This window comes from Tissierella sp. MB52-C2 (assembly GCF_030931715.1).
Lineage (GTDB): Bacteria > Bacillota > Clostridia > Tissierellales > Tissierellaceae > Tissierella.
On record NZ_CP133261.1, the window covers coordinates 3,228,154 to 3,253,133 of the forward strand.

The 24,980-nt window shown below is 31.0% G+C and carries 12 protein-coding genes and 1 riboswitch; of the genes, 3 read left to right on the forward strand and 9 right to left on the reverse strand.

All coding sequences use genetic code 11. The features are described from left to right. Positions 1-336: 336 nt before the first annotated feature. The gene (locus tag RBU61_RS16270) at positions 337-2,400 is read right to left on the reverse strand and encodes a 5'-nucleotidase C-terminal domain-containing protein (RefSeq protein WP_308876697.1); all 2,064 of its coding nucleotides are present in this window, start codon (positions 2,398-2,400) and stop codon (positions 337-339) included. Positions 2,401-2,745: 345 nt separating this feature from the next. Continuing rightward, complete coding sequence (locus RBU61_RS16275) at positions 2,746-4,167, reverse strand: sigma 54-interacting transcriptional regulator (RefSeq protein ID WP_308876699.1); 1,422 nt, start codon at positions 4,165-4,167, stop codon at positions 2,746-2,748. Positions 4,168-4,433: 266 nt separating this feature from the next. Between RBU61_RS16275 and RBU61_RS16280 the strand changes: the two genes are divergently transcribed. Both RBU61_RS16280 and RBU61_RS16285 read left to right on the forward strand, forming a co-directional pair. Continuing rightward, complete coding sequence (locus RBU61_RS16280; RefSeq protein WP_308876700.1) at positions 4,434-5,345, forward strand: ATP-binding cassette domain-containing protein; 912 nt, start codon at positions 4,434-4,436, stop codon at positions 5,343-5,345. Beyond that, a complete protein-coding gene (locus RBU61_RS16285) occupies positions 5,345-6,583 on the forward strand; it encodes an ABC transporter permease (RefSeq protein WP_308876701.1) in 1,239 nt (412 codons plus the stop codon). Before RBU61_RS16280 ends, RBU61_RS16285 begins: the two co-directional genes overlap by 1 nt. A gap of 41 nt (positions 6,584-6,624) precedes the next feature. On the opposite strand, the gene RBU61_RS16290 is transcribed toward RBU61_RS16285, so the two are convergent. From RBU61_RS16290 to RBU61_RS16320, 7 genes are all read right to left on the reverse strand, one after another. Then, on the reverse strand, positions 6,625-7,413 hold the full coding sequence (locus tag RBU61_RS16290; protein WP_308876702.1) for a transglutaminase-like domain-containing protein: 789 nt from the start codon (positions 7,411-7,413) through the stop codon (positions 6,625-6,627). A gap of 13 nt (positions 7,414-7,426) precedes the next feature. After that, positions 7,427-7,511: riboswitch (cyclic di-GMP riboswitch) on the reverse strand. A 197-nt stretch (positions 7,512-7,708) separates the two neighbouring features. Beyond that, positions 7,709-13,870, reverse strand: a complete 6,162-nt coding sequence (locus RBU61_RS16295) for a SpaA isopeptide-forming pilin-related protein (protein ID WP_308876703.1) — start codon at positions 13,868-13,870, stop codon at positions 7,709-7,711. 146 nt (positions 13,871-14,016) lie between these two features. Further along, the gene (locus tag RBU61_RS16300; RefSeq protein WP_308876704.1) at positions 14,017-16,584 is read right to left on the reverse strand and encodes a helix-turn-helix domain-containing protein; all 2,568 of its coding nucleotides are present in this window, start codon (positions 16,582-16,584) and stop codon (positions 14,017-14,019) included. A gap of 57 nt (positions 16,585-16,641) precedes the next feature. Beyond that, positions 16,642-17,526: a GGDEF domain-containing protein gene (locus RBU61_RS16305; protein WP_308876705.1), complete on the reverse strand. Its 885-nt coding sequence runs from the start codon at positions 17,524-17,526 to the stop codon at positions 16,642-16,644. A gap of 50 nt (positions 17,527-17,576) precedes the next feature. Further along, positions 17,577-19,421: a methyl-accepting chemotaxis protein gene (locus tag RBU61_RS16310; RefSeq protein WP_308876706.1), complete on the reverse strand. Its 1,845-nt coding sequence runs from the start codon at positions 19,419-19,421 to the stop codon at positions 17,577-17,579. Positions 19,422-19,593: 172 nt separating this feature from the next. After that, the gene (locus RBU61_RS16315; RefSeq protein ID WP_308876707.1) at positions 19,594-20,700 is read right to left on the reverse strand and encodes a response regulator; all 1,107 of its coding nucleotides are present in this window, start codon (positions 20,698-20,700) and stop codon (positions 19,594-19,596) included. After that, entirely contained in the window at positions 20,681-23,791 is a 3,111-nt protein-coding gene (locus RBU61_RS16320; RefSeq protein ID WP_308876708.1) for an ATP-binding protein, read from the reverse strand. Before RBU61_RS16320 ends, RBU61_RS16315 begins: the two co-directional genes overlap by 20 nt. Positions 23,792-24,061: 270 nt before the next feature. Between RBU61_RS16320 and RBU61_RS16325 the strand changes: the two genes are divergently transcribed. Continuing rightward, entirely contained in the window at positions 24,062-24,916 is an 855-nt protein-coding gene (locus tag RBU61_RS16325; RefSeq protein WP_308876709.1) for a VOC family protein, read from the forward strand. Positions 24,917-24,980 lie beyond the last annotated feature (64 nt).

Consider the following 24,980-nt stretch of genomic DNA (forward strand, 5'->3'; position numbering starts at 1 on the left):
AAAAAAAGAAGATGTATTAAATTTCGTACATCTTACGTCCTAAAAATGAGACTTCATCTTTATCTGCGCTTGCTTCATCTATTAATATTAAACTGATTGACAAGTTTGCTATGGTATTATGACTCCAAAATCTTATACTAGTATTCGTGGTATACATTACGAATACAAAAAATAGTCTAATCTTCTATCATTAAGTTTATTTTGCATGCTATGATTTTTTCATAGCTACCTTTTTTAATTTAATGGAAAAAGAAAAGCTTTCCTATTAAATTAAAAAAGGGACACAAATCTTATCTCTGTGTCCCTAAAAGATCCCAAAGCCTTGGGGGTTCTATCTTATTCTGCTGGATTAATAACAGTTATTCTTCCTTCCAATTCTGGAGATACTGTTTTAACCTTCATTAGATATTCTACAAAAACATCTCTTAAATAAAGTTTAGTTCTTAATATTTCTGTTGCTTCATCCTTAAGCATAGTGAAGTTATCTCCTCCACCTGTTAGGAAATCATTTGATACAACCTTATAAACCTTATCCATTTCTATAGGTTTACCATCAAATAGAACTTCTGTAACTCTTGAACCTACCTCTTTAGATGCATCAAATGTATATTTAAGTCCTGCTACTTGTAAGAAGCCACCTGCAGCGCCTGGATACCATGATACTCCATGCTCTAAAGTCTTCCATATAGTTTCACCAGTAGCTTCTACTACAACTACTGTATTATCAAATGGTAAAACTGCATACACGTCATTCATAGTAATAGGTCCTTGAGCAATACTCGCCCTTACTCCACCACCATTTTGAAGAGCAATATCAGCACCGGTTATATCTAATAAACTATCTGCAATTACATTTGCTAGATTAGATTCTTTCATCCTTGCTGTTCCTCTTTCACCATCTAAGGCTACAGTAGATTCTCCTACTACTTCTTTCATCTTTTCATCTAGTTGAGTTCTATACTTTCCTATTATATTTTCCACTACTGGATCATTTTCAAGATTTTCAGTTAGGAAAATATGTGCAAAATTAAGACCTATCATTTTATTATCTAATACATTAATATTTATCTGATTTAATACTTCTGCATGTTTTCCAGGAGAAATTAACCAAGTTCCTTCAATGTCTTGTGGAAACCCAACTACGTCTTGTCCACCGCCGATTTCTATATCAATACCCTTTACCTTTGTAGGAAGTATAGGATTGTTTCCATGAATATGTGCAAGAGTTATTATTATATCTGTTTCATCCTTAATAGCATCTATAGCCTTTTGTGTAGCTTCAAATTGCTCTTTAAAAGTAATTCCTTTAACATTATTAGGATGAGTATATACATGACTCATATCATCTGTTATACCAACAATCCCTACTTTAATTCCATCTACTTCCTTTATAACAGATGGTTTTAAAAACTCTGGATATTTTTCTTCAAAATAAGTATTTGATGATAAGAATGGGAACCTAGCACTGCCAGCATTTCTTTTCATAACTTCGAAAGGAAAATCAAAGTCATGATTTCCTAATGCCATAGCATCATAACCCATTTCATTCATTACCTCTATAGTTGATGCTCCTTCAAATAAATTAGCAATATTGGTATTATAAGGTGCATCACCACCATCTATTAATAGAGTATTAGGTTGTTTTTTTCTAAAATCTTTTATAATCTTACTCATTTTAGAAAGTCCACCTATTTCTCTTTCCATTCCTGTCGCCTTATATGGCTCTAAATGACCATGGATATCAGATGTTGCAAATACAGTGATTACCTTAAAATCAGGATTGGATAAGATACCGTGAAGAATATATGCAGCTTCTTCTCTATTTATCAACTCATCAGAAGTAGCAAATTCCTTAGAAACAAGACCTAAATCAACTATTTCTTTGATGAAATCAATTTCTTTATCTACTCCAAGTACTACTTTCGCTATCATCTCAGTAAATTTTGCTTTTGTAAGAGTGTCATTTGGTTTATATTCATTATTTTCAACTTTATCTACTCTTACTTTCAATAATCCTTCAATATAACTCATTCCCCAATGATTAATTAGATCCTTTGAAGAAGGAATAGAGAATGCATCTGTTATTACTTCTAATGGATTACTATAGCTAAATTTCTTTTCTAACTCTACATCTTCTACCATAAGTGGCTCAATTTCAGATAGCTTGAAACCTCTCACTAATAATGTAGCAGCTTCTGCCTTTGTTAATATTCTTTCAGGATAAAACTTATTATTAGGGTTGGAACTAATAACACCCTTAGTATGTAACTCCATTATAGCTTGTTCATAGGGTGATTCCGAAACATCACTGAAAACAATCTCCTCTGCTGCTAATGTTGGCATACCTAGTCCTAATATTAGAATGATTGCCATAAAAATGCTAATAAATCTTTTACTCATTGTCATGCCCCCTTAAATTATTATGATCTATTAAATTATAGTATATATAAGTTAAGGGAACAAGACCTCTAAGTTAAATATTGGTAAATTTTAATTACCCTCCTCTCACACCACCGTACGTACCGTTGAATATACGGCGGTTTATTAAGACAGTCTAGATTTCTCATATTGTAAAAATAAACTTTTAAAACCATAATTAATCAGTCTTTGTAGGAGTCTTGTTCCTCCATATGGTACCAATGTATTTATCCATCTTAATAAAAAAGAATTAAAGCAGAGTACTAAATGTAATACTTTGCTTTAATTCTTTTAAAACTAGTATGAAGTTTTAGACTAAATTCACAATTATAGTAGACTTCCTTCTTTTTCATTTATTTTATATTTCTTCAATTTACTGTAAAGTGTTTGTTTTGGTATCTTAAGATTTCTTGCTGCCTGAGCATAGTTATTACCTGCTTCATCAAGAGCTAACTTAATAATATTTTTTTCGTATTCTTCTACTGCCATTTTAAGTCCTATATCTTTTGATATTCTATGTTCAAAATGTTCCATTTCTATATTTTTTGTATAAGGCCCATTGTAGGTTTGGAGATCTTCCAATCTAATATACTCATCCTCAGCAAAATTCATAGCACCCTCAATGGTATTCTGTAACTCCCTTACATTTCCCGGCCAATCATTATTCAAAAAATATTCCATTACATGCTTATCCACTGATTTAACTGATTTGTCCATCTTATCATTACAAATCTTGATAAAATGTTCAACCAAAATTGGAATGTCTTCTTTCCTATTTCTAAGAGGTGGTATACTTATATTTAGTACATTTAATCTATAGTATAAATCCTCTCTAAGTTTATTTTCCTTTACAAGTTTCTTAGGCTCTTCATTAGAAGCTACGACTAATCTAACATCTACAACAGTAGTTTTGGTACTTCCTACTCTCCTTACCATACCATCTTCAATTACACGTAGCAACTTTGATTGCAGCCCTAATTTCATAGAATTTAATTCATCTAAAAACAATGTACCACCATCAGCTAATTCAAATAACCCTTGCTTATCCTTGGCACCAGTAAAACTTCCCTGCACTGTGCCAAAAAGTATACTTTCAAGCAAGTTTTCAGGTAATGCTCCACAGTTTTGTGCAATAAAAGGCTTGTTTCTCCTATAGCTTAAATTATGTAATCCTTGTACTACCAATTCTTTTCCCGTACCTGTCTCTCCAAATACAAATACTGGTGAATTGCTATTAGCAACCTTTTGTACTTTTAGTTTAAGTTCACTTATCAATTTACTTTGACCAATCATATCAGATAAATGGTATTGTGTTCCATTCTGAAAAAACTTATTAAAACCCACATCTTTACCATGTAATGTGCTTTGTAACATAAGTATCTTCTCTGATAATTCTACTACATTAGTCAAGTCCTTAAAAATTTCAATTGCTCCTTCAATTTTGCCATCATTAATTATTGGAATTGTAGATGTAACTATTGAAACACTTTTTCCCACATAATTAATATAGTTTTGAACATGTTCAATTATAGGTGTTTTACTATTAATTACTTTATGAAAAGTACTGTTTTCTTTTTTAATGTTTGGAAATACTTGAAGAATGTTTTTTCCTATGGCTTCTTTAGGATCAAATCCTGTAATATTTCTAGATGATTCATTGAAGTATCTAATATTTAGATTTGAATCTACAACTATTATGCCTTCTTCTAAATTATTGATGATCAACTCTATGACATTTTTGTAATCCATAATATACCACCGTTCTCTATTATTTGCTTACATAATATCTATATATTTACTTTACCAAATTATCCCATCATTGTCCAACAGATTTGATTATATAGCTTTTAGCTTGTAACATGGAGATTTATAAAAAGCAAGAGATAAGATATATTAAAATAGTGACTAAAGTAATTATATTACTTACTTCATTCCTTTTTACAATATTTTCCCTTGTCTTACTAATTCCTATACCCTATAATTTAAAATATATATTTCATAAAGGGGCTGATTTTATGATACTTGAGATAAAAAACATACGCAAAAGTTTTTCAGGGACTGAAGTGTTACATGGCGTATCTTTTTCAATAACGAGTGGTAAAGCATTGGGATTTCTCGGTAGAAACGGTGCTGGTAAAACTACAACCATTAGAATACTTATGGGATTATTTGATGCAAATGAAGGAGAAATCCTTTTAGATGGAAAACCTTTTAACCCTAGAGAACATTCAATAGGTTATCTTCCAGAAGAAAGAGGACTATATCCTAAGCAAAAGATATTAGACCAACTTATTTATTTTGGAGAGTTAAGAGGATTATCTAGAAAGAAGGCTAAAGAAAATACATTATATTGGCTAGAAAAACTAGGTGTATTGGAGTACAAAGATAAAAAGCTAGAAACTCTTTCTAAGGGAAATCAACAAAAGGTACAGATAGCAGAAACCTTACTATGTAATCCAGATATAATTGTATTAGATGAACCCTTTAGTGGTCTAGATCCTGTTAATTCTCAGATACTTAAGGATGTCATTAATGAGTTAATAGATAAGCAAAAATTGGTTATCTTCTCTAGCCATCAAATGACCTATGTAGAAGAATTTTGTGAAGAAATTGCTCTTATAAACAAAGGAGATATTGTTTTGACAGGGAATCTAAAGTCTATAAAGAAAGAGTATGGTGCTAATAGAATAACATTAAGTGCTATTAATCTTAATATTAATGAATTGCAAAATGTTTTGTTTAATAAAATGAAAGATATAAATATACTTGAATCTAAAAATGATTATTTAATTATCGAATTAATTAATGGTAAAACCAAAAATGAGCTGTTAAATGATTTAATAGGACTTAATATTGATATTGAAAAGTTTTCAATATATGAGCCAACTCTAACAGATATATTTGTACAAAAGGTAGGTGATAGATAGTGAGAGATCTTTTGACAGTGCTTAAATTTGAATTATTTAATTTCTTAAAAAATAAGGTATTTAAGGTTTCTACTATTATCCTATGTTTATTAGTAATAATAGGACTTACTATACCAACTATAATGGATGCCTTTGGTAAACCAATTTTCGGTGATAAAAAGAAAGAAGAAACATCTCATACTGAGTCTAAGATTAAATATGGAGTTTTAATTAAAGAAGATACAATTAAATTAGATGATTTACAATCTCAATTACCAGATAATGAATTAATCAATGTAAAAAATGAAGATGAGTTAAGCAATTTAGTTATATCAGATACTATAGATGCAGGATTTATAGTTAATAGTCCTATAAATTATGAATATCTAGTAAAAAACACTAGTATGGATGATGGGAATAGGTTTACATTTGAAAATGTTTTATTGAATCTATATAGAAATAAAACTCTTTCAGAAAAGGGCATAGATTATAATGAAGTCCTAGAAGTTTATAATACGCCTATAGAATATGAAACTACTGTCTTAGGTAAAGATGGTATGAAAAATTATTTATATACCTATATCTTAATCTTTGGATTATATTTTGTTGTACTATTTTATGGTCAGTTAACAGCTACTTCCGTAGCTAGTGAAAAGAGTAATCGTACTATGGAAATTTTAGTAACTAGTACCAGTACAAAAAATCTTATATTTGGGAAAGTAATAGCTGGAGCTTTAGCTGGAATAATACAGTTTGGTGCTTTGATTTTGGTTGCTAGTATAACTTATAGATTAAATGATCAAGCCTGGAATAATAATTTGGATTTTATCTTTAATATTCCCGGAAATGTATTGGCTACATTTTCTACCTTTGGAATATTAGGATATCTTTTCTATCTATTTATCTATGGTGTCATTGGTGCCTTAGTATCTAGAACTGAAGATGTAGGCACAAGCTCTACACCACTTACCATAGTATTTATTGTTGCTTTCTTTATATCTATGATGGGTCTTACAAACCCAGATATGTATGCATTAAAAGTAGCTTCATTTGTTCCATTTACATCCTTTATGGCAATGTTTGTAAGAGTATCTATGGGAAATGTATCAACTTTTCAAATAGTAATTTCCCTATTGATATTAGCTGTATCAACTATTATTACTGGAATATTTGGCGCCAAAATATATAGATTAGGTACTTTAATGTACGGCAATCCTATAAAAATTACAAAGGCTATTAAGATGTTAAAAGATAAATAATCATATAATAACTAAAATAACAAGGGATATCCCTTGTTATTTTAGTATTCTTTTTCTATTTTATAATCTTTTCCATCTTTTATCATAGGAATAGATTTGTTTCCTTTTTGCTTGCCAGCATCATAAGTTGTATCTATAATAATCCATTCATTGCTATCTGCTAAATATACTTGGTTCCATGCATGATATTCATTTATATCATTCTTATGTCCCATAAGCAGTTTAGTAGGTAATCCTACTGACCTAGTCATTGCTGCAAATAGAGATGCATAGTCATAACATATTCCTTTTTGTGATTTTAAAGTTTCATCTATTTTTGGTATATAGTTTGAGCTTAACTTATTTGCCTTGTCATTATCATAGCTTACATTAGTTATGATATAGTTATAAATTGATTCTACCTTTTCCTTATTATTCTTAGCGTTTTTAGTTAATTCCTTTGCCTTTTTTATGGCATTCATATCATTGTTCCAATTAATCATTTGAATAGATTGTAGATATACTTCATTTGAATCTATAGATTTTAATGTAATAGTTTCCTTAGCAATTTGTTTAAATTTATTGCCTCCTGCATTTTCTAACACCAATACAGTATATTCACCATTTCCAAGTTGTAAAGGTATAGTCTCGTTTCCCTTTAATATATAATCATAGCTTGTACTACCTTTGCTAACTCTTACTGCTCCAACTTTACCATTATTGTAGTTAATATTTATTACTCCGCTATTCACTTGAGATTTATCAATATAACCACCAGCTGCTTGAGCCACTGTTGAAAATAATAACAAAGTCACAACTAGCAAGAGTATAATACTATGTTTTCTAAACATAAAAAACTCTCCTTTCGGTAACTGGCTGCCATCTTATTTCTAAGGAAGGCCCTTTAGTTTTGCGTCTCTAGCTTTCGCTAAATTTGCCTTTATCGGTGGAAAGCACCAATAAAATATATTTATTTTCTTCAGTTTATCATATCTTCCAATTCAAGTAAATAGGAATTTCGTCCTAGTTGCTTGAATTATCTTATAGAGATTTGTATTTATTATATACCCAATACTTGTTGTTTAAATCTGGTTTCAAATATGAACAAAAAAGACAGAGAATATTAATATTCCCTGTCTTAGAGTATTAGACTGTTCTTCTTCTTAGAACTATTCCCACTACTATGAATAATAGCCCTACAAGATAGATTAATATTGAACCTACTTGCCCCGTCTTTGGTAGTGTAGGTGCTTTTTGATCTGCATCTGTTCCACCTAATGGAGCATCTACATCTATTTCTATTAATTCCTCTGTTCCATCTGGATGTTTTAGAACAAAACTATCCTTTCCTGTAAATTCTGGATTCGGAGTATATTTCCAATTACCATCTTCATCAAACTCAACGGTTCCGCCCTTTGGTGGTGTAATAACTATTGGTATTTCCGGTTCCTCTGGCTCTGGTACCTCTGTTATTTCCACTGGCTCCGTCGGGTCAACAGGCTCTGTTGGCTCTGTTGGTTTTTCTGGATCTACTGGTGGTTTTGTCGGTGGTTTTACTGGTGGTCTGACTGGTGGTTCTGGATCTGTTGGATCTGGTCCTGGTCCTGGGTTTACTGGAATCCTAGTATTTTTCACTGTCAGAGATACTTCTATATTCTCACCATCATCTTCGCCATTTACAGTAACACTATATTCTTGTCTATTTAATCTATAGCCTGATGGTGCTTTTGTTTCACCTATGGTATAAGTTCCATATTCCAACTCTTCTACCATAGCTATACCATCCCTATCTGTAGTTACTGTATCTATTACAGCTCCTTCAATATCTCTAACTTCAAATATTGCTCCTGATAAACGTCTATTTTCATTTGCATTGTCTACTTTAATTATCTTTATTCTTCCAAGCTCAATATTTGTTACTATTAGAGCATTATCATTTATATCCTTTTCCACAGTTACTCCATCTTCTTTAATGGATATGTGATATGCTTTTTCTACTTCAAGTTTATATCCTTCTGGTGATTTTATTTCCTTTACTTGATATTTTCCATAAGGTATATTCTCAAATAGGACTATACCTTTGTCACCACTTATTGCAACTATATTTTTTCCGTCTTTATCAAGTACTGGATTTTTTCCATTCTCATCATATAGAGCAAACTTTGCACCTTCTAATGAATTACCATAGGCATCTTGTTTTAGTAGTTGTATATTTCCTCTAATTTTGGTGTTATGGAAAATGAATTCTTGTGTAACATCATCATTTGATTCATTAACTGTTACCTGTTTTGGTAAGTCTTCATCCGATATTAAATATCCATCTGGTGCTTCCATTTCTTTTATGAAATAAGTGCCATAAGGAACTTTTTCAAATATTAGATATCCAGTCTCACCAGTAACTCCTTCAAGTCCTGCTATTGGTTCAATATCTGTTTTATTTTTAAATAGTCCAAATTTTGCACCTTGAAGTCTATTCTCACCTTCACCTTTTTTAATTATTACTATATTTCCTTTTATCTTTTCATTTACTACATAGTTCTTTTCATCTAAAGTTAAATCTATTTTACCGTCTGTTGCAGAAATAAAGTCTTCTTTTAATACTTTTATATCTTCTGATGAAGGTTTATATCCTCCTGTTGGTGGATTTGTTTCTACAATGATATAATCATCATAAGGTACTTCCTTGAATTCAACTATACCGTTAGAATCACTTGTCGCTGATTTTATCTCATTTGTAAGCTCAATATCAGTTTTATAATACAATTTAAAGGTTGCACCTTCCAAGGCTCCCCCATTTTCATCTACCTTTTTAAGCTTTATGCTTCCCTTTTTTCTTGCATTTATAAATTCTTCTACTTTTTCAGTACCAGCTTTATCTTTTGTTGGAATAACGGTCTCTCCATTATCATCGTCTCCAATAATTACATATAGGACATCATCCGATTTTACATATTCATCTGGAGCACTCGTTTCTTTTATGGTATATTTGCCATAAGGTATGTTCTCAAATAATACTATACCATCAGAGTTACTTATTGCAACTATATCTTCTCCATCTTTATCAAGTACTGGGTTGTTTCCACCCTCATCATATAATGTGAAGGTTACTCCTGATATTAGGTTGTCATCATCGTTCACTTTCGTAAATTGGATTTTTCCTTTGATTTCTGTATTTAATATTGGTGGTAAAACATAATCCCAATTGGATTTGTTAAGTTCTATAATCAGCTCATCTTCTGGTAACACATATCCTTTTGGAGCTTCTATCTCTTTTAGATAATATGTTCTATAGGAAAGATCTTCAATTACATATATTCCACCACTTACCGTAAATTCATCCCCAATCTGTACCCTAGTACCGTTTAAATCGTAGTATAATTTGAATTTTGCACCGTCAATATATTCGCCAGTATCTTTATCTTTTTTCGATAAAGATATTCTCCCTGTATACTCTCCATATCCTGAACCTGAGGCTGCTTGTTTTACCTCAACGTCTTTAGTAGTTTCAGTAGTAGTAACAGTTTCTATTCCCTCAGTTATCCCTGAGTTACCTTTAAATATTGCCCCATTTTTAACACTTCCACTTTCTACTGCTACTACTGTACTATATTTTATGATGTAAGCTTCACATATTATATCAGAGGAAAATTTGATTTCTAGGATTGACTCTCCTTTACCATCTTTACTTCCAGTCCAGCTATATTTTACTAACGGATTAGTATCATCAGTATTTTTGGAATCATACACCTTTACATTATCAGAATTATAAATCTTTATACTATCTTCTAATAATATAAGCCCCTCTCCAATTTTATCTGTTATAGTAGCACCTGATATATGAGATAACGACTTATTTATAGTTAACTCCCAATTAATCACATCATCTACCCAAACTGAAGGCCCAATACCAGTAGGTTTCTTTTCTAAGAAATTATCATGGTCCTCGTATTTTTCAGTTTTAGTATAAGGTGGATATCCTTCTACTTTAGCAGTATTGGTATAAGTTTCTTCAGATATACCTACTATATCTGTGGTATATTCTACAAGATATGGCTTAGTTACACCTTCTTCGAAAACTATTTTGAATTTTGTATACCCATTTTCTGGGTCTCCCTCAAGCCCTACTATCTCAAATTTTTCAGCTTCAGCAGAACTTCCTACTACTACTCCATTAAGTTTACCATCTTTAGAAATAGTATATGGTTTTACAACAATACTATCTAAATCTTTTATAACTTGCCCATCAGATAACTCATCAACAACCTCAAATCTTGCAAGTTTTTTCCCCAAGTAATTTAGATATAGTTTCCAATCTATACTTCTATCTTTTTCACTAAGCTTTCCAGTCTTTGTTCCATTGTTATATGGTATATCATCTATCGTTTTATCAGCTTTTGTAGATTGCGTTATAGTTTTATTAATTTCGCCTAGATAATCTAATTTACCTTCATATTTAACATTATTAATATAAATTTTTGAAGTTTTATCCTCAGTATCAAGAGGCCCACCTTTTTTTCCAGTATTGTTTGGATCAAAATCTGTATCATAGATTATCTCAATTCTACTATCTTTAAATTCATCTATTGTTATATTCTCAAAATTAAACACAATCTCGAATCCATTTTGATAGCTACCATCTTTCTCTGATACTGTATAATGAGTTCCTTCTGATAATGGTTTATTGAACCCGCCCACTTTATAATGTCTGACCTTTAGAGTATCAGGCTTAAATATCATATCTTTATTAGGGAATTCATCTGTTACTGTCAATTCTGTTACTTTCCCCTTATATATATTTATATCAGTCTTCCAGCTTATAATTTTCTTATTATAATCTATATCTGTAGAAGACTTATTTATAGTTGGTTCACTTGGTATACCTGGATTTATATTACCCGTACCAATCGTACCTTCTACATCTTTACCATTTTCAGTAGCAGTTACTTTAGCTGTATTAGAAACACTCACTGTTTCTAAATCTACTATTGTTGTAGTATAAGTTATGGTGTGATGTGAATCTATACTTCCTAAGTTAATTGTAAAAACACCATTTTCAGCCGTTAATGTTTGTGTAGTAATATCACCAGTTTTATTGTTTTTTATAGTGAAAGTAACATATTCCAGATTTAATCCACTATGATTAGTTAGAGTATCCGTTATTATTACATTTTTTAAATCTGCATTACCTTTGTTTATATCTATAGTCCATGTTATTTCTTTCTTTTCTGGGTCTGTAGATTTTTCTCCATTTTTCTCTATTAAGGTATCTCTTTTTACCTCTACAGGTTCTGATGTTGTATCAGTTTCAGCATTATCTACTGTTATTTTCGCTGTATTCACAAAAGAATATTCCTTATTAAATGGTGTATTATCAGTTGTATCTATCTCTGTATAGTCTATTTCTGTTTGATACTTAACTCTGTAGGGTTGCCCATTTATATTTATAAACTCAATTTCAAACTTTTTGTTGTTATCCAGATATTTAATATCAAAATCTTCTATGGGATTACCAACAATTTTATTATTGTCTATATCTAGTTTATAAATTTTTATAGTACCAGGAACTAATCTTAATCCTGGAACCAATTCATCTGTAACTACAGCATTTACTATATTTGCTTCTCTGGTATTTATATCGAAACTCCAGTCTATGGTTTTCGCATTTAAATACCTATCTCTAGTACCTATTTTATTTTCTATAAGTTGCCCAATCTCAGTGGTTACTTCCTTTTCTATTGGAGTGCCCCCATTTAAACTAGCTTCGTTCTTAAATGATGTTTCTCCTGGGTCTGTTATTTTTGTAGTATACTTTATTCGATAAGCACTATCTATGTCTCCAAGTTTTATTGGAAAATTTGCAATTGTATCCCCTTCAGAATCAACTGTAAGCTCTTCAACCTCTTCTAAACTCCCATCATATCCTACTTGAAGTTTCCATACCTTTATTTCTGTAATTACCTTAGAGCCACTAGGTAGTTCATCTTTTACTATAGCATTTGTGATAATATCTAAGGAAGTGTTTACATCTATTTCCCAATATATTTCCGTTGCATTTTTATCTCTATCTGCTTTTCCTCTTTTATCTATCTCTTTCCCATCTTTAGGTTTTAAAGTTATCGTATAAGTTTTATCTGCATCTTCTGTAAATTTTATTTTTTGAGTTGTGTTCTGATTAAAGTAGGTCGTGTTAAATACTAGCTCTGCCTTTACTTCTCCACCTCTATTTCTCATATCATTAAACTCTTCAAATCCAGAAGCACCATCACCAAATATTATTTTTAATTCATTATTATCTTTACTTATATAAAAGTTACCAAAGTGGAGTCCACCAAAATTTAGTGCTCCTTTCATGTCAGATTCTAATTTAAATGCATCTGGAATTTTTACTGTTACCCAATCACCTGAGTTTAAAGCTCCATCTTCAATCTTCCAATCATATTTAACTTCAATTTTGTCATTTTCACCCACACTGATATTATCATTAGGGTCAACTATTTTATTATTAATTTTAACTTCTACTGAGGTAATTGTAAATATATCTCCTAGATCTCTTCCTGCTGCAAAAGTCATACGTTTCGGTTGCTCTGCTTCAACCACAATCCCCTCAACTTCAAAACTCCCCTCAAAAGTATAACTTTCATCATCTAAATATAATTCTTCTATATCTTCTATAGATGCTAATGATACTAATGGTTTTCCTATTCTTCCTGTTTCTACTGGTTCTTCTGTTGCTGGCTCTTCAGTTTCAGGTGTTTCAATTATATCAGTTGAATCATCTGTAATTCCTTCATCATCATCCTCAGTTTCATCTGTCACCTCAGAAGCATCTGTTTCTTCTTCACCTTCTATATCAGTATCATCATCCTTGTTATCATCAGTTATTGGATCTTCTTCTGGTACCTCCGGTTCTTTTGGTATTTCAATCTCTTCTCGGAGTTCTCTAACTATTTCTTCAATGTTCTCATCAATATTTATAGTTATTGCCCCATCTTGGGAAATTGTATATTCTCCTATTTCGCCTTCATCTGCAATTAGAACACCCGATTCTTCCTTATATTGTTCAAAGATAGAGCCAAGATTCAGTTCATATTCTGTCTTTTCTCCAGGTCTATATACATATTCCCAGCTAACAGTTGCTTTTCCTTTTTCTGTCTTGTGTGCCTCTATTGCAAAATTTCCATCTACTAGTGTAACTGTATCTCCTTGAGCATAGACAGATTCTGCAACAGGAACTATTATTTGTAGTAGCATGGCTAGAACTACCATCATTACTATTCCATATCTACTTTTGTTATAAAATATTTTCACTATTTTTCCCCCTTTCCTTTATATTTACTGCTATTATATTATGATATTCTATTCCCCCCTTGATATATATGCTATTTTTAGTAAATCATATCCCTTTTTTTGCTATTTTCATAAGTTTATTTCTCCCTTGCATGGATTTACCTAGACTATATTTGCTTCTCAAGTATTATCAGTTCCACTCCATGAACCGGGATATATAGACTATTATAATAGTTTCCATCTATATTTAGATATTCCACAGAGATTTTGGGATTTGCCTTACCCTTTAAATAATGGACTTCTGCTTTTGTCATATTCTCAGGTGCTCCCATCTTCACCCATTGGTCGAAGGACGATCCATTCTCTCTGTTTAGCTCATATCTTGTAACCTTATAATATCCGAAAATTCCCGTAGCATTAATCTCTACTTTCTTAGTTTCCTTATTTTCGTATACTAAATATCGCTCTGTATTAGTTAATGCAGATGTATCTCCATTCATAAATAGTTCGTCAAAGTATGCAAAATTATAGGCTAAAATTTGAATATTCTCTTCACTTTTAGTTATTATATATTCTTCACCTTGTTCTATAATCTTTTCTCCTAGCTTTGATAGCAAATAATATGCAAAATAAGATGGTTTTTTTATTCCATCCTTATTTATCAAACCAAATCCACCATGGAAATGGGAAATACCAGCCTTTGTTTCTTCCATAATATCTGTAAATGTCCAATATCCAAGGGAATCTACTTTACCTATGGATTTTAAAGTATTTCTAATGATAAAATTCGCTTCAAAGCATGTATCATGTATAAGGTTTCTTCCATAGGCCGAAGAACTCCACTCTGTTATATGGATTTCAGGTTTATAAGATAAATTTTGATTTAGTTTGTCATGAATGGATTTCAATGTGTTATATGTGTGGTCTTTATCATGGTAAATTCTTTTCATAGCTTCCAATGATGATATTAACTTTGATAAATCTTCCCCTTCTTTGACCCTAACCATTATATCCTCTACTTCTTCTGTTGATGAAAACGCTTCAGGATAAATATGTAGGGAAGCAAAATCCAATAATAAATTATTTTCATTACAATAATTTAAGAAGTCGTCAAACCACGTTCCTTTATTCATAATTTCATAAGTAATGGCAGGTCCCCCTACCTTTAGTTTCTTGGAAATAGACTTAATAGCTAGTGTAGTTTCTTTATAAAACTCAAAATACTCTTCTTTTCCTCCAACCCAAAATACATTTTCTAATTCTGGTTGGTTCCAAACTTCAAAATACCATGTTTCTACTTCTTTTAGTCCATATCTGTTTATGCAATGTTTAACAAATTCCTTAACTAAATCTGTCCATAAATTAATATCTCTTGGTCCAGATATATTTGCCCTCCACCAAAACATAGTTTCATTAGATTTTTTTATTTCAGATGGCATAAATCCCAATTCAACAAAGGGCTTAATATTTACCTCCTTAAAAAAATCAAATAACTCATCTACATAAGACCAATTATATATAATGCTTCCAGCATCACCTATATTACATACCATCATTTCGTCTGAAAATATACCATGAAATCTAATGTATTCAAATCCTATTTCAGATTGAAGCTCTTTTAGTTGATTTTGCCAATTTCTCCTTAGCCCTTCTGCTGCCCTTCCAAAGGTTATGAGCTTTTTCCAATAGAAGTTATTATTAATTCCTTTACAATGCACATCTATGTCAATTGTCTCCTTAGTATGTAAATATATATTATTCTCTTGTGATAAATCATAGTCTAGATATGTGTACAGTTTCGAAAAAGCCTCTGTCCTATCTACATCTAAATATGTTCTGTCTTTTAGATTCTCTTCATCTGCGCTTAGATTGTATAATTTATTTGCTCTATTCTTATTTTCTTTCCTGAATTGGGAAGGAGTACAATTGTACACATTTCTGAAAAGAGAATTCAGGGATTTTGTGCTAGGAAATCCGCTTTCAAAGGCTACATCGGTTATTGTCTTATCTGTCCTTACCAGTAGAACAACAGCCTTTTCTAATCTCAGTGTATTTAAATATTCTCGAAAGGTCATTCCAAGACTTTTCTTTATATAATGAGATAAGTAGTAGTTATTAAGGTTTTGATTATTAGCCACATCCTGTAATGTTACACCCTTATCAAAATTATCATCTATATAGCTTATAATACTACTGAGCCTATGGATATCATCGCTAATAGCCTCCACCCTATCCTCTGCTAATAATTCATTATGAAAATTGTTAAGAAGGTGTTCTGCAAGTAAAAATAGCTCTGAGGCTATTTTCAGTGAATGTCCTTGTTTTCTTTTATTTAGATTCCATATTATTTTAGCTAAATGGTTTCTAATAATATCAAACCTTCCCTGCTCCTCTTCCTCAAACATAAAGGATTTACAATCAAATATTCTCTTGCTAAATCCATTAAAATATCTATCGTAATGTTTAGTATCAATTTGTAAGGCTAACACTATATTGTCTTCATGTGTTTTAGTCGTATTATGAATTTCATTGTTATTAATTAATATAAGATCATTTTCCTTAAGTAAATACTGGTCATCTCCTATTCTAATATTAATAGACCCCTGTAGGACCAGTAATATTTCCAAATGCTTATGCCAATGCATTTTTAGCTTGTTAACCGAATGTATAAATACTTTAATAGGTACCCCTACATCAGATTTTACAAGTTCATAAAGACTCTCTATACCCCTCACCCCATTATATTTTCATATTAATATGTCTATTTTCTGTGGTGCTAGAAATTTAATACGCTACGACCTATTTTTACCCTTATCCTTTGCTTTTCTTAGATTTTCATCAACCTCATAAATTATTCCATCAAAATCCTTTTCCCCAGGATTTACTATAGAAGAACCAATACTTATATTTATGTTTATTTCATTGTTATCAAATCTAATACTCATATTTTCTACAGTATCTTGAATTTCCTTCATAACCTTAGCAGCTATTTCTTGATCTGAGTTTTTTAATATAATAAGGAATTCATCTCCACCATATCTGGCAACCCAATCGTAATCTTTTCTAATATTTGCACTTAGTACTCTAGATAATCCTTTTAGTACTAAATCGCCGGCTACATGTCCATAAGTATCATTTACCTGTTTAAAATAATCGATATCTAACATTATAACCGTTAGTCTCTCCTTATGCTTTTTAGCGTAATCAATATCAGTTGGCAGTCTTTGATTTATATATCTCCTATTATATAGTCCTGTTAAATCATCTCTTAGAACTTTTTTATTGAGTTCAGCTATTATATCATTGGTTTCTTTAATACTTAGACCACTTAATCCAGTTGCAATTCCTGTTTCAGTAATATCTTTAACTAATTCTAAGACATATAAATCATCTCCGAAAATAATAGGAGATGCTATAACCACGTATACTCCGTCACCTAAGTACTCAATTTTGGTAAAGTTTTTTCTTTCTTTAAAGGCTTGGGAAGATATACAGTTATGACAGGGATTTCCGGTCTTCCAAAATTCATAGCAATTTTCCCTGTGAACTATAGTATCTGCAAACCCATTTTTATAAATAACCTCCTTAGTTATAGGATTTACTATCCTGACAATATCGAATAATCTGCTAATCCCATCTAAATATCTTTGTAAATCATATACTCTAAAAACGTCCATCTTAACAACTCCTCTTACTTTGTAAAACAGAATCTTTTAAATAACTATATTTACTTAGTGTTGTACAATATCTCTAACTTGCTCATTAGGCTTTCAGACACCATTTTTAAATTATTACTTAAATCTTCTAATTTCAAAGTGCTATTATTTTGTTCTTCTACCTTGGCACTAACTTCCTCCGTATTAGCATTATTTTCCTGTGCAATGGCACTTAGATGTTCTATTACTTCTGTTATTTTCTCTTTTCTTGATTCAAGGATACTTCCACCTTCATTAAGTTCATCTATTACATTTTTTATTTCTTCTATTTTTTCTCTTATTTTGTCAAATTTTTCTCCTGTCTTTTCTACACTTTCTGTCTGATATTCAGCTTCTTTCCTTACTCTGTCCATTAAATCTACTGCCTTTCCAGATCCCAATAATAAATCTTTTATAACTTCTTCTATCTCTAAAGCAAATATACTAGATTCTTCTGCCAATTTCCTTATTTCACCTGCTACAACTGCAAAACCACGTCCGGCATCTCCTGCTCGAGCAGCCTCTATACTTGCATTAAGTGCTAAAAGATTGGTTTGATTGGCTATTCCTTTTATCTTTATACTTGCCTCCTCTATTTTACTGGCATTAATATTAGATTGATCTATAACGTTTTTTACTTGTATAGCTGCATTATTACTTCTCTTTGTATATTCTACTAAGATTTCTATTATCTCATTTCCTTCTTCCTTGAGCTTGTCTATATCTTCAACTCTTAAATTTAATACCTCTAATTTTTCCTGTTCTTCATCAATGATTTGTGCTAATGAGCTCAACTCTTCTAAACCTTTCATAGTCTCATTTGCTTGTTTTTCGCTTCCACTTGCAATTTCATCTACTGCAATGACAATCTCCTTGCTTCCAATACTATAGCTTCTACTTAAATCTTGCAGAGTCTCTCCCTCTGATAGTAACTCTTCACTATTATGACTTAAGGTTTTAATTATATCTAGCATATTTTCAGAAGAATCTATTAAAACCTCATTAGTTTCAGATATTTCATCTCTAACTCTAACCTGGAGTGTATCTAAGTTTGTAAAGTCACCTTGTCCAAATTTTTGAGCATTACTTTTAATGATTTTCATCTTATCTCCCACTAGCCTATTAATTAAATAAATGAAAATCACTGCAGCAATTACAATCCCCAATAATAGAAAAATAAGTATTTTCATTATTGCCTGTTTAGCCTCTGCAACAATTGAATATTCATCTAGTATACTTGCTATATAGAGATCTTCCCACATTTCAATTCTTCCATAATGATCTTTTCCATCTAAGGTAAATCGTTCTTCTCCTATGAATTTTCTACTGAAATCTCCATCATTGTCCGAAACTTCTTTAGGTGTATTTTCTAATGAATAATTAAGTATGTCTTTATATATTAAGGCATAGTCACCCTTGATTTCGAACCCATATTTTTGCATATATTCTCTATCTGAATGTAATTTTATTTCTCCTTCTTTATTAAATGCTACGAAAAATCCTTCTTTCCCAATATTTAAGCTTTCTATATAATTTTGAGCAGATAGTATTCTATTTAATTCGTCGTCCGCTCCTTGAGCATTGGATTCTATGTACTGAACTTTACTGGCAGAAGCCAATGCATCTATATCGTCATTCCCTAGAATATTGGTCTTTACAAATTGACTTGCACGACTAGCAGAAGCTAAAGCATCTATTGCAACATTATTTACATTTTGTAAATTTCTCTGTTCTGTACTAACTGCTATATTGACATAACTTTTTAAACCAACAAAAGCTAATATTGATACAAATAATAAAAATATCATTAGAACAGATAATAATATTTTTATGTTTAAACTTAAGTATTTCAAATTGATATTTAACTTTTTTTGCATTTTTTACAGCCATCCTTTCTTATACCTTGTCATAACTATAGAACGGAGTTCTTCAATAATTTTATTAATCTGTCAAACATCCTTAAGTATAAGACAATCAATACCTATATACTTAATTATATATATAAACACTGAACAAACTCTGAACAAACAAGTCATATATTTTACGTCACTAAATTTTTTCCATATATCTCCTATACAAATCTACTGTACTTTTCATTGGTCTAAGTCCCATCTCTTCCCGAAGACTTTCTACATAGTCATTGAAGAAAGCTTCTAAACTAATCCTATTACTTTGCTTACCATAATAATGAATCATCATTTTAGCCACTTTTTCATTAAATGAATCCATTTTATGAACTTTATCTAAACAAATCTTTAAAATTGGAGTTAACTTTCCATATTCCAATTGAGACATTGCATATTTTTCTAGTACATTAGATACTGTGTCTTTATATGTTTGTTGAAATTCCATCGCCCAATGATAACCTTCCTCTTCTAAAAAGTCTCCCTTATAAATTTTTAAGATTTTTTCTATCTCCTTCTCATTATGGTTTTTCAAATTCAACACTTGATTTAATTCTTGGACATCAGATTTAATTGGGACTTCTAATTGATAACAGTCATTGAAATAAGTAATTCCATTTAGATAACCCAATTTCTCTAAATTCTTTCTCAGTTGATAAATAGTCGTGTGCAATAGAGTGGTGGCCTTATCTAAATCTCTATCGGGGAAAATAGTCTCCATGATTAACATTTTGGAAACAGCTCTTTCCCTTTTATTCCATAAATAAGCAAATAACTCCTTGGCTTTTTGGGTACGCCAAATTAAAGGCTTATCCATGCTATCCAGTACCTCAAAAGAACCAAAACCATTTACTTTCAATCTATTATCTGAAATATTTATTCCATATTCTTCTTTCGTTTTGTCCTTTAATCTTTCAATAGTTTTATTGAGACGTTTTTCTTGGATAGGCTTTAATAAATAATCAATAGCATTTATTTCAAAGGCATCTACTGCATATTCTGAATAAGCTGTAATAAATACTATTTCCACAGTATCAAGTTCCTTCATAAAAAGTTCAGCAAGTTCTAATCCATTTATCTCTCCCATTTCAATATCTAAAAATATAACATTAGGTTGTATTTTCTTAATCTCCTTTAATGCCTCAATAGGTTTTGTATAACTACCCACTATATCTATATCTTCATAGGAGGAAAGCATAAATCCTAATAAGTCTAATGCAATGGGTTCATCATCAATTAAAATGGTCCTCATTATGTCTCACCTCCGGAATAACAATCTCTACTTTTGTACCTTCTCCTAATTTACTTTCTAATGATAATGTTGCTCCTCTTAATATCTTTATTTTTTCCACTACATTTGTAAACCCAACTCTTTGGTTGTTTCCTCTTAGAATTTCTTGTTGCTTTTCATATGTCATTCCCACCCCATTATCTTCTATTCTTATACTTATAAACCCCTTAGGTTTTCTTTTCACGATAATCTTCACTATCCCGCTATTATTTTTAGTTGCAAGACCATGTCCTATAGCATTCTCTACTATAGGTTGTAATGTTAAAGGTGGAATCATGGCTCTTATTCCTTCTTCAATATTATATTCAATCTTCAACCCTTCTCCATATCTCATTTGCTCTATTTCAAGATATGCAATTATCAATTCCAGTTCCGACTCCAGAGTAATAAGCCCCTTCTTCCTATGGATATCTAACTTTCCTCTAAAATAAATAGATAGATTATTTAAAGCTTTTCTTGCTTTTTCACTATCTTTATAACTAAGACCGATAATAGTATTTATTGTATTATAGAGAAAATGTGGCGATATTTGAGAATAAAAATATTGGAATTCTTTTTCCAGCCCTTCCTCCACTGATTTTTTCATTAGTAATAAGGATTGAATTCTAGATTTCAATTCCTCAGAATCTATGGGCTTTCTTTGAAAATCATTGGCACCATAGTCAAATGCATTCATTAAATCAATTGTCTTTCCTGATGCCGTTAAAATTAGAATGGGAAGTTCTACCATAGAGTAATCTCGACGAACTATTTCGCATATTCTATCTCCAGACATATCTGGTAACATAAAGTCCAAGATTATTAAATCTATTTCATTTCTTTTAAGAATATCTAAAGTCTCTTCTCCGTTATCGGCTAAGATCACATTGAACTCCAGTTGTTCCATAATATCCCATAGGATTTTTTGGTTCAATGGTTCATCATCTGCTATTAAAACCATTGGTTTACCTATATAGTTTCTTTTCTCTCTTTCTAATTTAGGAATTTTCTCTATAGAATTATTAGATTTAAAAATATCTTCTTCAACAGAAACCATTCCATCTTGTTGCTTTATCTTTACATCATATATTGGTAATGTAAATTTAAAGCTAGAACCTTTGCCATAAATGGATTCCACATCTATTTCACCGCCTTGACTCTCCACTAGATGCCTTACTATGGATAATCCCAGTCCTAATCCTATTCTTTGTCCTTCTTCATTTTTCTGATAAAAAATATCAAAAACTTCCTTAAAATATTTTTCTTCAATTCCAATTCCAGTATCTGATACTTTGATTTCTGCCTGTCTGTCAACTACAGATGCAAAAACCACAACTTCCCCTTCTTTTGTATATTTAATAGCATTATGGACTAGATTATAGATAATCTGCCTAAATTTATCTGAATCTGCCCTTAATGCTGGAAATACTCTAGGAACCTGATTTTTTAATACGATTGACTTATTTTCAGGGATTAAAATTCTCATTTCCTTTAAAATATCTTCTACAATTTTATATGGTTCAATTGAGCTTAATCTTAACTTTATTTCGCCACTTTTTATTTGAGAAGCATCTAATAAATCTTCTACCAAACGAGTTAATCTTTGGCCTTCCTGATTTATAAAGAACAAATCTTCCTGCTGTTGAGAATTCAGTGCTCCCTTTTGCCCCTCTAATAAGTTTTTTGTTAAATTGAGTATTACATGTAAAGGTGTCCTTAATTCGTGGGATGCCTTAGCTAGAAATTCATCCTTTAGCTTATCGTACCTTATAAGCTTCTCTGAGAGAGAGCTTGCCCTTTGATAATCTAGTTGAAGACGATGGCTCATCAATGCAGCTATACTAAGCATCAATAATAAAATCAACAAAATAGGAATATTCCCCAAATCTATTTCGAATAATATCTTCAACGTCATTATGAACCAATAGGAAAACATAGAGGTTGTAATTATTAAAATATATTCTAAGGAATCTGCTTTATTATATATTTCCTTTAATAAAATATATAATATGTAGCTATATCTCATCATCAAAAGCCCCAAGAGAGTCGCATGTAAATAACCCAGATAGATAAGTAAGGGGGTATTTGGATTACAAAAGAAAATTGCCAGCGTAACAAAAATTATTATAGATATTCTATTTATAATCTTATTACTACCCTGATTGCTGAAGAAACAATGCGTAAATTGCGAAAAACAAAGGATTACCATTATCATTGTCAGAACCTGGATTGCAGTTCTAGTTACATAATTGTAGTTATATACTAAATCTAAAAGCTGTTCATTCATAGTTGATAAATATATTCCCATAAAGAAATTCATTCCGCTAAAATATATTAAATAAAGTTCTTTCCTTCGCTGAGAGTATATTATAAGAAAATATATACATAAGGTTAGACAAACTGAAATCGTCAGTGCATCTAATGCACGGCTCTTATTGTTGCTCTCCATAATTGACTCAAAAGTTCCAAATTCAATGGATTTGATAATGCCTCCTGTTGGATAATCATAATTTGAAACATGAATTATTAGTTCAATTTCCTTGTTTACGCTATTACCTGCTGCTACCCTATATTTGCTCCCTCTTCGAAAGTCCTCCTTATTTATAGATAGGCTTCCTACACTAGCAACCTCATGCCCATTTAAATAGACACGGCTTGCTGTACGTATAGTCCTAGTTTTGATACCATATACTTCATCCTCTGGCACTCTAACAATAATCCTATATGTACCTGATCCATCAGGAGAACCTTCCTCATTTAAATAGTCCTTCCATGAACCAGGAACATTTACGTATTTTTTGATGTTCTCATACTCTTTAAATCCATAAGCTTTTGTATCTTCAGGCTTAAGCAATAAATCTGGATAGAATTCCCATTCCCCATCTAGCTTAATATTTCCTTCTCCGTCTATTTTCCAATCCTGAAGATTTAAAACTCCTTTTTCTGCCATATATTTACTCTTTTGATTCGGAAAATTAATTATTAGAAGGCTACCAATAACCATAAGTACAACTATGATTGAAATAGCTATGGATATGATATGCTGGATTTCCAGCTTTCTATGATTTGTCATATTTTCACCCTTTTGCTTATTATAAATACAAAATCCGATACCTTTCATTACCAGTCCCATTATTACCCTTAATTTTAATTTATTACCAAAATCTTACATAAAAATGCTTATAATAGAAGCTCTTCAAAAAAGCCTTTCTAGGAAGTCATTTAAGTCAAATTAAGCTCTAAGATGAAAAAGAGAAGAAGAAAAGGAATTAGCAACAGAATAATTAATTTAAAACTTTACTATTGGGTATATTATATTTACTAAAAAAATGAGGGTGATTTTATGTCAAAATTTCATGAAAAACCAAATATATTTGTTAATCATATAGTATTAAAAGTAGTGGATGTAAAAAGGACTGTAGAATTTTATACAGAAATAATGGGATTAAAAATATTAGATAGAAGAGAAAAAGAAGTGATATTGACAGCAGATGGAGTTAATCCTATAGTTACAATTGTAGAACCTGATAATGCAATACCAAAACTACCAAGAAGAACAGGAATTTATCATTTTGCACTTCTTTTACCAAGTAGATTTCATTTAGGATTATTTTTAAAACATCTAAGAGAAAAGAGCTATCCTATAATTGGGGGAGCACATCATGGAGTTAGTGAGGCTATATATTTAGAAGATCCAGATGGGAATGGAATAGAAGTCTATAGAGATATAGACAGCGAGGAATGGAAACGTAAAGAAAACCAAGTAGAAATGGTAACAGATCCTTTGGATTATGATAGTATTATACTTGACGCTGGTGAAGGAAAGTGGGATAAGATTCCAAAAGAAACTATAATAGGACATATCCATTTACATGTAGGAGATTTAGATGAAGCAAAAAAATTTTATTGTGATGGATTGGGATTTGATTTAGTAATGAAACTGGCTAATTCAGCATTATTTATTTCATCAGGAGGATATCATCACCATATAGGACTAAATATCTGGAACGGAAAGAATTCTCTAGCTTTGCCAGATAATGCTGCAGGTATGAAATATTATAGTATAATATTTCCTGGTATAGATGTAAGGGAAAATACAATAAATAATTTGAGAAATTTAGGTTACGATGTAATAAGAGAAGATAATAATATATTTACAAAAGACCCATCTACTAATTTGATAAAATTAGTAGTATAAAAGATTATTGTATCTTAGGATGATTCTAGTTATAGAATCATCTTTTTTATATGGAGAATAAGTT

What these genes read in the sequence shown, in the direction of transcription:
- RBU61_RS16270 (WP_308876697.1), bottom strand. Translation starts at nt 2,400, where the DNA reads ATGAGTAAAAGATTTATTAGCATTTTTATGGCAATCATTCTAATATTA.
- RBU61_RS16275 (WP_308876699.1), bottom strand. Translation starts at nt 4,167, where the DNA reads ATGGATTACAAAAATGTCATAGAGTTGATCATCAATAATTTAGAAGAA.
- RBU61_RS16280 (WP_308876700.1), top strand. Translation starts at nt 4,434, where the DNA reads ATGATACTTGAGATAAAAAACATACGCAAAAGTTTTTCAGGGACTGAA.
- RBU61_RS16290 (WP_308876702.1), bottom strand. Translation starts at nt 7,413, where the DNA reads ATGTTTAGAAAACATAGTATTATACTCTTGCTAGTTGTGACTTTGTTA.
- RBU61_RS16305 (WP_308876705.1), bottom strand. Translation starts at nt 17,526, where the DNA reads ATGGACGTTTTTAGAGTATATGATTTACAAAGATATTTAGATGGGATT.
- RBU61_RS16310 (WP_308876706.1), bottom strand. Translation starts at nt 19,421, where the DNA reads ATGCAAAAAAAGTTAAATATCAATTTGAAATACTTAAGTTTAAACATA.
- RBU61_RS16315 (WP_308876707.1), bottom strand. Translation starts at nt 20,700, where the DNA reads ATGAGGACCATTTTAATTGATGATGAACCCATTGCATTAGACTTATTA.
- RBU61_RS16320 (WP_308876708.1), bottom strand. Translation starts at nt 23,791, where the DNA reads ATGACAAATCATAGAAAGCTGGAAATCCAGCATATCATATCCATAGCT.
- RBU61_RS16325 (WP_308876709.1), top strand. Translation starts at nt 24,062, where the DNA reads ATGTCAAAATTTCATGAAAAACCAAATATATTTGTTAATCATATAGTA.